Raw genomic sequence first — 12,209 nt, 5'->3', positions numbered from 1 at the left:
GGAAACGGGGACCGCACCACGGGTCGGCGGCGGTGGTGAGGTGCCGCTCAGAGTTGCTGGAGGATGCGCAGCGCGCGGCCGACCCGGTGCATGGTGTCGGTGTCGGCGACGTCCACGCATTCGGTGAACCACTTCTTCATCGGCGAGGAGATGCGGTCGGGCATCACGACGAACCGGCCCATCGACACGGCGAGCGGCGAGTCGCGCAGCAGCGACTCCTCGACGACCTCGACCACTATCACGATGGGTACGTCGGTGGAGTTGTAGACGTCCGAGCTGACCACGAGCCCGAGGCGTTCCCGGGCGCCCTCGATGCGCCAGACCTCTCCCCTACGCAGCACGCGGCCGTCCGCCGGAGAGCAGGTCGTTGACCATGCCCACCTCGCGGGCGTCGGCGAGAGCGGCGGACTCCAGGTCGAGACCGGCTCGGCCCACGGCGGCGGCGTGCGCGGTGAAGACCTCACGCAGCGCCTTCTCGCGGGCGGCTTGGTCCATCCATGCGGAGAGCGACAGGCCCTCGCGCTTGGCGAACCGCCGGGCCTCCTCGATCGTCTCGTCGGTGAACGAGAGAGTCACCTTGGCAGTCATGCCGAGCAGACTACCCAGAGGTATGACCGACAGTCATCCCTGCGCTCTCCGGCTCGGCCCCCGACGTCGAAACGCACAAACCGGCTGTCTTCACGTGGCACGACCGCCGAACACCGCGAAACGCCACTCCTTGAAGTAGCAGTCGACGTCGACCAGGCCGGCCTCGGCGAGCCACCGGCACTGGTCGGTCACGGTCGCCGGCCGATCGTGGCGCATCCGCTCCCGGGAGGCGGCGATCTCGTCAGGGGACGCGCCCAGTTCGGTGATCTGCTCCATCCACACCTCGTCGTAGCGCCGGTCCAGCTCGGGGGTCGGGCCGGCGACCTGCTCGGCGTTGACGAACACCCCGCCCGGTGCCAGCGCGGCGGCGGCCCGCCGGTAGAGCGAGCGCTTGCCGGCGTCGTCCAGGTGGTGGATCGCCAGCGCGCTGACCACCGCGTCGTACCGGCCCGGCGGCAGCTCGTCGGCCAGGTCGGCGTGGACCGTCAGGTATGGCACGGACCGCGCGTCCAACTGGTCGCTGGCGCGGGCGAGCATGGCCGGCGCTCCGTCCACCAGGGTCAGCCGGACTCCGGGCACCGCCGCGGCGAGCAGCAACGAGAGCAGGCCGGTGCCCGCGCCCAGATCCAGAACCTCCGGGGTACGCCCCGCGGCGAGCGCGGCCCGCAACGGCGGCGCGGCCACCCGGACGGCGGTGCCGTAGAAGCTGTCGAAGCAGGGCACCAACCGCCGGCGCGCCTCGTCGTAAGTGCCGGCCACCGCGTCGAAAACGTCCGTCACGCTCATTGCCATCTCCCAAACTTCGAGACACTTTTCCCACATTATAAGCGCTGGACGGTGAGCGGACCTCATCCTGGACACACGAAAAGGCCCCCGGTTCCGTGGGACCTCCAGGGCACCGGGGGCGGTTGGTGCTGCGCGGGTCAGCCGACGGGGCCGATCACCTTCGCCAGGTCGACGAAGCCGGCCCATGCCGCCGGTTCGAAGGTCAGCGTCCCGCCGTCGCGGTCTTTGGTGTCGCGGACGAGGACGACGCCGGGAAGGTTGTCAGCGACCTCGACGCACGAGCCTCCGTTGTTTCCGCTCTTTGTGCTCTTACGCCACTGCGCGCCGGTCAGGTCCATGATCCCGCTGCTTTCCTGATCAGGTCGAGGGACTGTTGACGGGAAAGAGCTTCACTTCTGATGCGTTCCCACCTGTGATTGAGCGTAGCAACGTCCGCAGCTCCATTAAGGATCTGCGCCCGCACCTGGCTGTCGATATGCGCGACCTGCCCGCCGTCAGGCAGCTCCGCCACGATGAACCCCCCACCAAGGCCCGGATACATCCCGACGTCCTGTGGCACTACGAGCACCTGAACAGCGGGCAGTGCCGCGCATTGCGCAAGGTAGGCGACCTGCTCACGCATCAATGACCGGTCGCCATACGCCGATTGGTACAGAACCAGTTCGTGAACGACTGCGACCAGAAGGGGTGGACGTTCGCGGCGAAGGATGGCCTGTCGGTCGATGCGGGAGGCGACCACATCGTCAACTTCGTCAAGCGTCAACGCTTCGCCCGTCAACGTCGCCCGTGCATACGCGTCCGTCTGCAGAAGGCCGGGCACCCAGGTGTGCTCGAACCACCGGATCGCAACGGCTTCGCGTTCCCAGTCGACCCACTCGCGCAGCCATTGCGGCTCGCGCCGCTTGAGGACATCCGGCCAGAGGTCCCCAACGTCCCTCCCAAGGAGCGCGGCCAGCTTTGCGCGCCGACGGGGCTGCGGCACGCGTCCCGGGCTTATCCACCGCGCCGCCGTTTTCGGATCCACCCCCGTCTGAGCTGCAAGACTCTCGGCTGTCTCACCAGCTTCGGCCATGGCCACTTGAAGTGCATGGTTCATCCCGCCTCCACGAAGAACGTCCCGAACGTCCCCGGGAATAGAGCTACGTCGTGTACTGATCCCATCGCTCTCGGCAATGTAACCGGCAGACGGCGCGGCCGGTAGGGACCCGAGACCCGGCGGACGTGTTCGTGTCGGGGCCGCCCCTGGCCTGCCACAGATTTTGGACAGTTTCCGTTCTCGCGTAACGGAAACTGTCCAAGATCTCCACGGGTGAGCACCACGGGGCGGCCCCTTCCCACAGTGACGACCAGGGGAGAGAACGCCGTGCCGGATGAGCCGCGCCATCGGAGACCCGAGCCGAAGCCCACGCCACGGAGGCCGCACACGGGCGACGTCCTGTACCTGACCCGCGCGGCGAGTGTGCAGTTCATGCGCCCGATCGTCGTCCGGGTGATCCGCGTTCTCGACTGGCCGACGTACGACGGGTGGTTGTGGATCGACGCTTACGAGCTGGCCGCCAATGGTGACGCTGTCGCGCGCCGGTCCCTGTTCGTGATGCCCGCCGGCCTGGTCTGGCCGGACCCGCCCGCCCCTCGCCCGACCACCCGCACACCAGTGAAGCGCGGTCCGGTGCGGGTCGGATGAGCCGCCGACCTCGCCCGCACCAGCCGATGCGCCCGGCGTGGCTCTGCCGTAACTGCGCGGCGCCCTGGCCGTGTGCGCCGGCTCAGCTTCACCTCGCGACCGAGTTCTACGGCCATTCGATCGCTCTGGCGTTCTACCTGGCGGCGAACATGCAGGACGCGGTTCACGACCTGTACTCCCTGGGCGTTCACCCTGACCCGCGGGCACTCCACGCCCGGTTCCTCGGCTGGCTGTCACTGACCCGCCGACCACACCGCCACGACCTGCGCTGACCGCCCACGGGGTGACGTGCGCTGGCGCTATGGAGCTGATGTCGCAAACGAATCAACGTCGCAGACGAATCAACAGTCGATGTCGTAGACGATTCAGCTCCACAGGCTCCGACTCGCACCCTCCGACGCGTTCGCTGCCCCGGTGCGGTGTGAGCCCCACTTGACAGGACCGAAACAGAAGGGACCCGGACCGGAAACCGCTCGGCGGCACGCTTTCCCGACATGACAGACGGTGCACGGTCGGCAACTCCACCGGGGTCCACACCCCGGGAGGTGGCGACGCACTGCCCGTACTGCGCCTTGCAGTGCGGCATGACGCTGCGCGAGGACGACACCGGGGTGACGGTCCACCCCCGCCAGTTCCCCACCAACCGAGGCGGGCTGTGCCAGAAGGGTTGGACCGCCGCCGAACTGCTCGACCACCCGGAGCGGCTGACCACCCCGCTTCTGCGCGACCCCGCCAGCGGCGAGCTGCGCCCGGCGAGCTGGGACGCCGCACTTGACCGGATCGTCACCGGCATCCGCGCGATCCAGGACGACGCCGGCCCGGACGCGGTCGCCGTCTTCGGTGGCGGTGGCCTGACCAACGAGAAGGCGTACGCGTTGGGCAAGTTCGCCCGGATCGGGCTGCGCACCCGGCACATCGACTACAACGGACGGTTCTGTATGTCCTCGGCCGCGGCCGCCGGGATGCGCGCGTTCGGCATCGACCGGGGGCTGCCGTTCCCGCTCGCCGACCTGGGCCGGGCTGACACGCTGCTGCTGGTCGGTGCCAACCCGGCGGAGACCATGCCGCCGCTGGTGCGCTGGCTCACCGAACAGCGCCGCAACGGCGGCCAACTGATCGTCGTCGACCCCCGGGTCACCGCGACCGCCCGCCAGGCCGACCTGCACCTGCAACCGCTGCCCGGCACCGACCTCGCGGTGGCCAACGCACTGCTGCACATCGCGCTCACCGAGGGTTGGGTCGACCGCACCTACGTGGCCGAGCGCACCAGTGGTTTCGAGGCGGTCCGCCGGACCGTCGCCGCCTGGTGGCCGGCCCGCGCGGAACAGCTCTCCGGCGTGCCGGTGGCCGACCTGGAGGCCACCGCCCGCGCGTTGGGCACCGGCGGACGCGTGATCATCCTGACCGCGCGCGGCGCCGAGCAGCACGCGAAGGGCGTGGACACGGTCACCGCGTACGTCAATCTCGCTCTCGCCCTCGGTCTGCCCGGCCGGGACGGTTCGGGGTACGGCTGCCTCACCGGCCAGGGCAACGGCCAGGGCGGGCGGGAGCACGGGCAGAAGGCCGATCAGCTCCCCGGCTACCGGAAGATCGACGATCCGGCAGCCCGGGAACACCTCGCCCAGGTCTGGGGGGTGACAGCCGACGAGCTGCCCGGGCCGGGTGTGCCGGCCTACCAGTTGCTCGACTCGCTCGGCACTCCGGACGGCCCCCGGGCGTTGCTGGTCTTCGGCTCCAACCCGGTGGTCTCCGCGCCCCGGGCGACCCGGATCGAGCGGCGGTTGCGTGACCTCGACCTGCTGGTCGTCGCCGACCTGCTGCTCTCCGAGACGGCCGCGCTGGCCGACGTGGTGCTGCCCACCGCGCAGTGGGCCGAGGAGGACGGCACGATGACCAACCTGGAGGGTCGGGTGCTGCGTCGTCGCGCGCTGCGCAATCCTCCACCGGGCGTGCGCACCGACCTGGCCATCATCTCCGACCTCGCCGCCCGGCTGTCGGCCGCCGAGACGGCCGTCACGGGAACAGCCGGCGCCGGAGCACTCGATGCGCGGCCGGAAGCCGTTGCGGCAGCGCGGTTCCCGGCCGACCCGGCCACCGTCTTCGCCGAGCTGCGTCGCGCCTCCGCCGGTGGGGCGGCCGACTACGCCGGTATCAGTTGGGCGCGGATAGACGACCAGGACGGCGTCTACTGGCCCTGCGGCACCGAGGACGGGCCGGACACGCCACGACTCTTCGCCGAGGAGTTCGCGACCCCGGACGGGCGGGCCCGGTTCCACACCGTCGACCACCGGCCCGCCGCCGAGGAGGTCTGCGCGACATACCCGCTGCACTTCACCACCGGCCGGGTGCTGACCCAGTACCAGTCGGGCACCCAGACCCGTCGGGTGCCCGCGCTGCGGCGGGCCGCACCGGAGGCGTTCGTCGAGTTGCACCCCGATCTGGCCGCCCGCCTGGGCATCGACGACGGCGACCCGGTGAAGGTCACCTCGCGCCGGGGCGAGTTGTGCGCCCCGGCCCGGCTCAGCGTCGGGATCCGACCGGACACGGTGTTCGCCCCGTTCCACTACGCCGGGGCGGGACGGGCCAACTCGGTGACCAACGACGCGGTCGACCCGATCTCCGGGATGCCCGAGTTCAAGATCTGTGCGGTCCGGGTGGAGAAGGCATGACCGGCCGGGTGGTGATCGTCGGCAACGGCATGGCGGGCGCCCGCCTCGCGGGCGAACTGCACGCCCGGGAAGGGGACCGGAAGGTCACAGTGCTCGGGGCGGAGCCGCACCGCGCGTACAACCGGATCATGCTCTCCACGCTGCTGGCCGGCCGCATCGACGAGCCGGACGTGGAGCTGACCGAGGCCGCCGGGCACGGCATCGACCTGCGCACCGGCGTGCCGGTGACCGCCATCGACAGGTCCGCGCGGGAGGTCCACACCGCCGGCGGCGACCGCATCGGGTACGACCACCTGGTGCTGGCCACTGGCGCACGCGCGGTGGTGCCGCCACTGCCCGGCCTCGATCCGGCGGACCTCCCGGATCGGGTGGTTCCCTTCCGGACCCTGGACGACTGCCGGCGGATCCTCGCCGCGGCGGACGGCGCGCGCAGCGCCCTGGTGCTGGGCGGCGGTCTGCTCGGTCTGGAGGCCGCCCGGGGCCTGGCCAGCCGGGGGTTGGCCACCACTGTGGTGCACCCGAGGGAGCACCTGATGGAACGGCAACTCGACCCGGCGGCCGGTGCCGTGCTCGCCGGCACACTCGCCGGATTCGGCGTCACCGTGCAGCTCGCGGTGCAGGCGACCGGCGTGGCAGCCGACGCCGACGGCGTTCGCCTCGACCTCGCCGACGGCCGGACGTTGCACGCCGACCTGCTGGTGCTCTCCTGCGGCGTACGCCCGGACACCGCCCTGGCGCAGGCCGCCGGGCTGACCGTGCGGCGCGGGGTGGTGGTGGACGACCGGCTCCGCACCGACGACCGCTCCATCTCGGCGATCGGCGACTGCGCCGAGCACGACGGGGTGCTCAGTGGGTTGGTCGCGCCCGCCTGGGCCCAGGCGCGGGTGCTCGCGGACGTGCTGACCGGGACGGACCCGTTGGCGCGGTACCGGCCCCAGCCGGTGGTGACCCGGCTCAAGGCCGCCGGGATCGACCTCGCCTCGATGGGTGACCCGGTCAGCGGCGGGCCGGGCGAGGAGCTGACCTTCACCGACCCGGCCCGGGGCACGTACGCCCGGTTGCGGATCCGCGACGAGCGGCTGATCGGCGCGATCCTGCTCGGCGACAACCCGGCCGTCGGGACGGTGATCCAGCTCTTCGACCGTGGCCAACCGGTGCCGGCCGACCGACGGGCACTCCTGTTGGGCAGGGCCCTTGGCACGGCCGGCGCGACTCCGGCCGCGTCACCGGCGCTGATGCCGGACGCGGCCACTGTCTGCCAGTGCAACACGGTGAGCAAGGGCGCACTCGTACGCAGTTGGCGCTCCGGCGCCCGGACTGTCGACGCGGTGGTGGCGGCGACCCGGGCCGGCACCGGCTGCGGCGGGTGCCGGGACGCGGTGGGCGGCATCGTCGACTGGCTGAGCCAGGCGGAATCGGTGGAGGTGACGCGATGAACGGCGGCGATCTGGTCGTTATCGGCAACGGCATGGTCGGGCAGCGCTTCGTCGACGCGCTGCGCGCTCGCGACCCGGACTGTCGCTGGCGGGTGACGGTGCTGGCCGAGGAGCGACGCCCGGCGTACGACCGGGTGCGGCTCTCGGCGTACTTCGACGGGGTGAGCGAGAGCGAACTCAACCTGTACACGGCGCACGACGGGGTGCGGCTGCGGCTGGGCGAACCGGCCACCGCCATCGACCGGGCGCGGCGGGTGGTGACCACCGACGTCGGCGAATACCAGTACGACGCGCTGGTGCTGGCCACCGGGTCGTACGCGTTCGTGCCGCCGGTGCCCGGGGCGGAGCTGCCCGGGGTGTTCGTCTACCGGACGCTCGACGACCTGGCGGCGATCCGGTCGTACGCGGAGGGTCGGCGGGTCGGCGCGGTCATCGGTGGCGGGTTGCTCGGGTTGGAGGCGGCGAACGCGTTGCGGCTGCTCGGCCTGAGCACCGACGTGGTCGAGTTCGCGCCCCGGCTGATGCCGGTGCAGGTGGACCAGGCCGGCGGGGCGATGCTGCGGCGCTACGTCGACGAGTTGGGCGTACGGACCCATCTGGGGGTCGCGACCAGCGCGATCCGACCGGGCCCGGACGGCGCGGTGGCCGCTCTGGAGTTGTCCGACGGCGGCGCGCTCGACGCCGAGCTGGTGGTGGTGGCGGCCGGTATCCGGCCCCGCGACCAGCTGGCCCGGGACGCCGACCTGCCGCTGGGTCCGCGCGGCGGGGTGCTGGTCGACGAGACCTGCCGCAGCGCCGACGAGCGGATCTGGGCGATCGGTGAGTGCGCGGCGGTCGACGGCACCTGTCACGGGCTGGTGGCGCCGGGGTACGCGACGGCCGAGGTGGTGGCCGACCGACTGGTCGGTGGCGCGGCGACGTTCCCGGGCGCGGACACCGCCACCAAGCTCAAGTTGCTCGGGGTCGACGTGGCCTCGTTCGGCGACGCCCACGGTGTGACCCCCGGCTGCCTGGACGTCACCTTCACCGACCCGGCCACCCGGGTCTACGCGAAGCTGGTCCTCTCCGACGACGCGCACACCCTGCTCGGCGGCGTGCTGGTCGGTGACGCCAGCGCGTACCCGACGTTGCGGGCCAGTGTGGGCGGCCCGTTGCCGGCGGCGCCGCTGGCGCTGCTCGCCCCGGACGGCGGCGGGGCGGACGCCGGTGCCCTGCCCGCCGACGCGCAGGTCTGCTCCTGCAACGCGGTGACCCGGGGCGACGTGGACGCCGCCATCGCCGGCGGCTGCGCGGACGTGCCGGCGCTGAAGGCGTGCACCCGGGCCGGCACGAGCTGCGGTTCCTGCGTGCCGATGCTGAAGCAGCTCCTGGACGCGGCCGGGGTGGCGCAGTCCAGCGCGCTCTGCGAGCACTTCGACGTGAGCCGCCGGGAGCTGTTCGAGATCGTCCGCGTACGCGGCATCCGCACGTTCTCCCGGCTGGTCGCCGAACACGGGCGGGGGCGCGGCTGCGACATCTGCAAGCCGGTGGTGGCGTCGATCCTCGCGTCGCTGGGCAGCGGGCACGTGCTCGACGGTGAGCAGGCGTCGTTGCAGGACACCAACGACCACTTCCTCGCCAACCTGCAACGCGACGGCAGCTACTCGGTGGTACCGCGCATCCCGGGCGGCGAAATCACCCCGGAGAAGCTCATCGTGATCGGCGAGGTCGCCCGGGACTTCCAGCTCTACACGAAGATCACCGGCGGGCAGCGCATCGACCTGTTCGGGGCGCGGGTCGAGCAGTTGCCGCAGATCTGGCGACGACTCGTGGACGCCGGCTTCGAGTCCGGGCACGCGTACGGCAAGGCGCTGCGGACGGTGAAGTCCTGTGTCGGCGAGACCTGGTGCCGGTACGGCGTACAGGACTCGGTGGGGTTGGCCGTCGCCCTGGAGCTGCGCTATCGGGGGCTGCGTGCCCCGCACAAGCTCAAGTCGGCGGTCTCCGGCTGCGCCCGCGAGTGCGCGGAGGCCCGCAGCAAGGACTTCGGCATCATCGCCACCGAGACCGGCTGGAACCTCTACGTCGGTGGCAACGGCGGCTTCCGGCCCCGGCACGCCGACCTGTTCGCCACCGACCTGTCCACGGAAACACTGGTCACGCTGATCGACAGATTCCTCATCTACTACATCCGCACGGCCGACCGGCTGCAACGCACCGCCGGCTGGATCGAGGCGATGGACGGCGGCCTGGACCACCTGCGCTCGGTGATCGTGGACGACTCGCTCGGGCTCTGCGCCGAACTGGACGCGGCGATGGCCCAGCACGTGTCGTCGTACTCCGACGAGTGGCGCGACGTCCTCGACGACCCGGACCGGCTGCGCCGCTACACCTCCTTCGTCAACGCCCCCGACGTACCCGACCCGTCGATCACCTTTGCCCTGGAGCGCGGCCAGCCGGTGCCGGCACGGGGCGACACCCCCGCCGACGGTCACCGCCGTCGGCCGGTCACCCTCGGCCTACCGGAGGTACGGCGATGAACCAGACCATCACGCTGAGCTGGACAGCTGTCTGCACCCTCGACCGCCTCGAACCGGACCGGGGGGTCGCCGCCCTGGTCGACGGCACACAGATCGCACTGTTCCGGACCGCGGACGGGCTGTTCGCGATCGACAACCGCGATCCGGTCTCCGGGGCGTACGTGCTGTCCCGGGGCATCGTCGGCAGCCGCGGCGGAGTGCCGACGGTCGCCTCGCCGCTGCACAAGCAGGTGTACGACCTGCGCAGCGGGCACTGCCTCGACCTGCCCGGGGTGGCCGTGGCCCGGCACGACGCACGGTGCCGCGACGGTCTGGTCGAGGTACGGCTGCGACAGGAGGGTTGATGCGGGAGGAACTGGCGGGCTTCACCATCGGGGTGACCGCCGACCGGCGGCGCGACGAGTTGGCCGCGTTGCTCGAACGGCGGGGCGCGCGGGTGGTGCTCGCCCCGGCGCTGCGGATCGTGCCGCTCTCCGACGACACCGAGCTGCGCGAGGCGACCCGTGCCTGCCTCGACCAACCGCCGGACATCCTGATGGCCAACACGGGCATCGGCATGCGGGGGTGGCTGGAGGCGGCCGAGGGCTGGGGGTTGGGCGAGCCACTGCGCTCGGTGCTGGCCAGCTCGTACGTGGTCGCCCGCGGCCCGAAGGCGCGCGGCGCGATCCGTGCGGCCGGGCTGCACGACCAGTGGTCGCCGGCCTCCGAGAGCTGCGACGAGGTGGTGGACCACCTGCGTCGGCGGGGCGTGGCCGGGCAGGTGATCGCCATGCAGTTGCACGGTGAGCGGCAACCCGACTGCACGATGGCACTGGAGGCGGCCGGCGCGACGGTGATCGAGGTGCCGGTCTACCGCTGGGCTCCGCCGACCGATCCGGCACCGCTGCACCGGTTGATCGACCTGATCGCCGGCCGGCTGGTGGACGCTGTCACCTTCACCTCGGCACCGGCGGCCGAGGCGCTGCTGCGCGCAGCCGGGGACCGTACCGACGCGCTGCTCTCCGCGTTCCGCAGTGACGTGCTCGCCAGCTGTGTCGGCGCCGTGACCGCCGAGCCGCTGCTCCGACGTGGGGTGCCGGTGAGCGCGCCGGGTCGGGCCCGGCTGGGGGCCCTGGTGCGGACCATCGTCGACGAGCTGCCCCGCCGGACCGTGACGTTCAAGGCGGGCGGGCACCTGTTGACGCTGCGCGGGCACGCCGCCGTGATCGACGGCGAACTGCGGCCGCTCGCCCCCGCGCCGATGGCGGTGCTACGGGCCCTGGCCCAGTCCCCCGGCCGGGTGCTGTCCCGCACGGCGTTGCTGCGCACGCTGCCCCGAGGGGCGGACGAGCACGCGGTGGAGATGGCTGTCGCCCGCCTGCGGGCCGGCCTGCACGCGCCCCGGGTGGTGCAGACCGTCGTGAAGCGCGGCTACCGCCTCCGGGTGGACTGACGCGTCACGGCCAGCCGGTGAAGACCGGCCGGCCGGGACACGACAGGTCAGCCGACCGGCGCGGCGAAGCCCCGCCCGTGCTCCGCCTCGAGGCGGAGCATGGCGTGCTCGACCACCGTCACCAGCACCTGCTTGACCGACTCCCGGTGCCGGGCGTCCGTCATCACCAGCGGCACCTGCGGCGAGATGGCCAGCGCCTCGCGGACCTCCTCCAGCTCGTACTGGGGGGCGCCATCGAACCGGTTCAGAGCCACCACGTACGGCAGGTTGCGGTTCTCGAAGTAGTCCAGCGGGGCGAACGCGTCGGTGATCCGGCGGGTGTCCACCAGCACGGCGGCACCCACCGCGCCTCGGATGATCTCGTCCCACATGAACCAGAAGCGGGTCTGACCGGGTGTACCGAAGAGGTACAGGATCAGGTCCTGGGCCATGGTGATACGGCCGAAGTCCATGGCGACCGTGGTGGTCTCCTTGCCCGGCACCTTGGACGGGTCGTCGATACCGACGCCCGCCGCGGTCATCAACGCCTCGGTGGTCAGCGGTGTGATCTCGGAGATCGCCCCGACCAGTGTCGTCTTACCGACGCCGAAGCCGCCCGCGACGACGATCTTCGCGGAGACGATTCCCCGGCCCGGCCGCCCCCCAGCGGGGTCATAGCCTGCGAAGTCCACTTAGCACCCTTCCAAGCAGTTCCATCCGCTCCTCGAACCCCTCGGCGGGAGCAGCAGTGTGTAACGTCAGCAGGCTCTCGGCCACCATGTCGGCGACCAACACCCGGGCGACGCCCAGCGGCATCCGGGTGTACGCGGCGATCTCCGCCAGCGACTGTGCTCGGCCCTCACAGACCGTGGCGATGCGGTGCTTGTCGTGCCCTGCGAAGCGGGACTCGGCGACCTGGGTGAGAGACGCGGTGAGGACGGCCTCGAGGGCGATGTCCTGCCGGGGCTCGGTACGACCGCGGGTGACCGCGTACGGGCGCACCAGCGCACCCCGCGGGTCAACGCGCCGTTGGTCCATCCCCGATCACCTCCTCGTCCCCCGTGGAGTCGGCGGATGCCGGCTCCGGTCTCTGGCTCGGCGCACCGATCGCGCGCC

14 protein-coding genes are annotated in these 12,209 nt (G+C 71.8%); 7 read left to right on the top strand and 7 right to left on the bottom strand.

Features of this window, described 5'->3' with window-relative positions:
- Positions 1–47: 47 nt before the first annotated feature.
- From O3438_RS26240 to O3438_RS26220, 5 genes are all read right to left on the bottom strand, one after another.
- Positions 48–341, bottom strand: a complete 294-nt coding sequence (locus O3438_RS26240) for a type II toxin-antitoxin system PemK/MazF family toxin (protein ID WP_269682335.1) — start codon at positions 339–341, stop codon at positions 48–50.
- Positions 331–588: a DUF6364 family protein gene (locus tag O3438_RS26235; RefSeq protein ID WP_088950199.1), complete on the bottom strand. Its 258-nt coding sequence runs from the start codon at positions 586–588 to the stop codon at positions 331–333. Before O3438_RS26235 ends, O3438_RS26240 begins: the two co-directional genes overlap by 11 nt.
- Before the next feature lie 90 nt (positions 589–678).
- Entirely contained in the window at positions 679–1,374 is a 696-nt protein-coding gene (locus O3438_RS26230; RefSeq protein WP_269682334.1) for a class I SAM-dependent methyltransferase, read from the bottom strand.
- A 137-nt stretch (positions 1,375–1,511) separates the two neighbouring features.
- On the bottom strand, positions 1,512–1,712 hold the full coding sequence (locus O3438_RS26225; protein ID WP_145778934.1) for a DUF397 domain-containing protein: 201 nt from the start codon (positions 1,710–1,712) through the stop codon (positions 1,512–1,514).
- A complete protein-coding gene (locus tag O3438_RS26220; RefSeq protein ID WP_269682333.1) occupies positions 1,703–2,470 on the bottom strand; it encodes a DUF5753 domain-containing protein in 768 nt (255 codons plus the stop codon). The genes O3438_RS26225 and O3438_RS26220 overlap by 10 nt, the downstream gene beginning before the upstream one ends.
- A gap of 372 nt (positions 2,471–2,842) precedes the next feature.
- Between O3438_RS26220 and O3438_RS26215 the strand changes: the two genes are divergently transcribed.
- The 7 genes from O3438_RS26215 (at position 2,843) to O3438_RS26185 (ending at position 11,114) form a co-directional block, all read left to right on the top strand.
- Positions 2,843–3,058 (top strand): hypothetical protein, encoded by a 216-nt coding sequence (locus O3438_RS26215; RefSeq protein WP_269682332.1) that lies wholly within the window; start codon positions 2,843–2,845, stop codon positions 3,056–3,058.
- Positions 3,055–3,330 carry a hypothetical protein gene (locus O3438_RS26210; protein WP_269682331.1) on the top strand — a complete coding sequence of 92 codons (276 nt, stop codon included), beginning with the start codon at positions 3,055–3,057 and terminating at the stop codon, positions 3,328–3,330. The genes O3438_RS26215 and O3438_RS26210 overlap by 4 nt, the downstream gene beginning before the upstream one ends.
- Positions 3,331–3,642: 312 nt before the next feature.
- The gene (locus O3438_RS26205; RefSeq protein WP_442929742.1) at positions 3,643–5,727 is read left to right on the top strand and encodes a molybdopterin oxidoreductase family protein; all 2,085 of its coding nucleotides are present in this window, start codon (positions 3,643–3,645) and stop codon (positions 5,725–5,727) included.
- A complete protein-coding gene (locus O3438_RS26200) occupies positions 5,724–7,163 on the top strand; it encodes an FAD-dependent oxidoreductase (protein WP_269682329.1) in 1,440 nt (479 codons plus the stop codon). Before O3438_RS26205 ends, O3438_RS26200 begins: the two co-directional genes overlap by 4 nt.
- Entirely contained in the window at positions 7,160–9,682 is a 2,523-nt protein-coding gene (gene nirB / locus O3438_RS26195; RefSeq protein ID WP_269682328.1) for a nitrite reductase large subunit NirB, read from the top strand. The genes O3438_RS26200 and nirB overlap by 4 nt, the downstream gene beginning before the upstream one ends.
- Complete coding sequence (gene nirD / locus O3438_RS26190) at positions 9,679–10,026, top strand: nitrite reductase small subunit NirD (protein ID WP_269682327.1); 348 nt, start codon at positions 9,679–9,681, stop codon at positions 10,024–10,026. The genes nirB and nirD overlap by 4 nt, the downstream gene beginning before the upstream one ends.
- A complete protein-coding gene (locus O3438_RS26185; RefSeq protein ID WP_269682326.1) occupies positions 10,026–11,114 on the top strand; it encodes a uroporphyrinogen-III synthase in 1,089 nt (362 codons plus the stop codon). The genes nirD and O3438_RS26185 overlap by 1 nt, the downstream gene beginning before the upstream one ends.
- Positions 11,115–11,161: 47 nt before the next feature.
- Here the strand turns inward: O3438_RS26185 and O3438_RS26180 are convergent, their stop codons facing one another.
- Together O3438_RS26180 and O3438_RS26175 are read right to left on the bottom strand one after the other, a co-directional pair.
- On the bottom strand, positions 11,162–11,785 hold the full coding sequence (locus tag O3438_RS26180; protein ID WP_145778925.1) for a GTP-binding protein: 624 nt from the start codon (positions 11,783–11,785) through the stop codon (positions 11,162–11,164).
- Positions 11,766–12,131, bottom strand: coding sequence for a DUF742 domain-containing protein (locus tag O3438_RS26175; RefSeq protein WP_088950207.1), 366 nt, complete (start codon positions 12,129–12,131; stop codon positions 11,766–11,768). The genes O3438_RS26180 and O3438_RS26175 overlap by 20 nt, the downstream gene beginning before the upstream one ends.
- Positions 12,132–12,209 lie beyond the last annotated feature (78 nt).

This window comes from Micromonospora sp. WMMC250, from assembly GCF_027460215.1.
In the GTDB taxonomy this organism is placed as follows: domain Bacteria; phylum Actinomycetota; class Actinomycetes; order Mycobacteriales; family Micromonosporaceae; genus Micromonospora; species Micromonospora taraxaci.
This window is presented reverse-complemented; position numbering and strand designations above follow the sequence as displayed.

Excerpts from the sequence above, each read along its gene's own strand:
- O3438_RS26235 (WP_088950199.1), bottom strand. The coding sequence starts at position 588 with ATGACTGCCAAGGTGACTCTCTCGTTCACCGACGAGACGATCGAGGAG.
- O3438_RS26230 (WP_269682334.1), bottom strand. The coding sequence starts at position 1,374 with ATGAGCGTGACGGACGTTTTCGACGCGGTGGCCGGCACTTACGACGAG.
- O3438_RS26225 (WP_145778934.1), bottom strand. The coding sequence starts at position 1,712 with ATGGACCTGACCGGCGCGCAGTGGCGTAAGAGCACAAAGAGCGGAAAC.
- O3438_RS26220 (WP_269682333.1), bottom strand. The coding sequence starts at position 2,470 with ATGAACCATGCACTTCAAGTGGCCATGGCCGAAGCTGGTGAGACAGCC.
- O3438_RS26215 (WP_269682332.1), top strand. The coding sequence starts at position 2,843 with ATGCGCCCGATCGTCGTCCGGGTGATCCGCGTTCTCGACTGGCCGACG.
- O3438_RS26210 (WP_269682331.1), top strand. The coding sequence starts at position 3,055 with ATGAGCCGCCGACCTCGCCCGCACCAGCCGATGCGCCCGGCGTGGCTC.
- O3438_RS26205 (WP_442929742.1), top strand. The coding sequence starts at position 3,643 with ATGACGCTGCGCGAGGACGACACCGGGGTGACGGTCCACCCCCGCCAG.
- O3438_RS26200 (WP_269682329.1), top strand. The coding sequence starts at position 5,724 with ATGACCGGCCGGGTGGTGATCGTCGGCAACGGCATGGCGGGCGCCCGC.
- nirB (WP_269682328.1), top strand. The coding sequence starts at position 7,160 with ATGAACGGCGGCGATCTGGTCGTTATCGGCAACGGCATGGTCGGGCAG.
- nirD (WP_269682327.1), top strand. The coding sequence starts at position 9,679 with ATGAACCAGACCATCACGCTGAGCTGGACAGCTGTCTGCACCCTCGAC.
- O3438_RS26185 (WP_269682326.1), top strand. The coding sequence starts at position 10,026 with ATGCGGGAGGAACTGGCGGGCTTCACCATCGGGGTGACCGCCGACCGG.
- O3438_RS26175 (WP_088950207.1), bottom strand. The coding sequence starts at position 12,131 with ATGGACCAACGGCGCGTTGACCCGCGGGGTGCGCTGGTGCGCCCGTAC.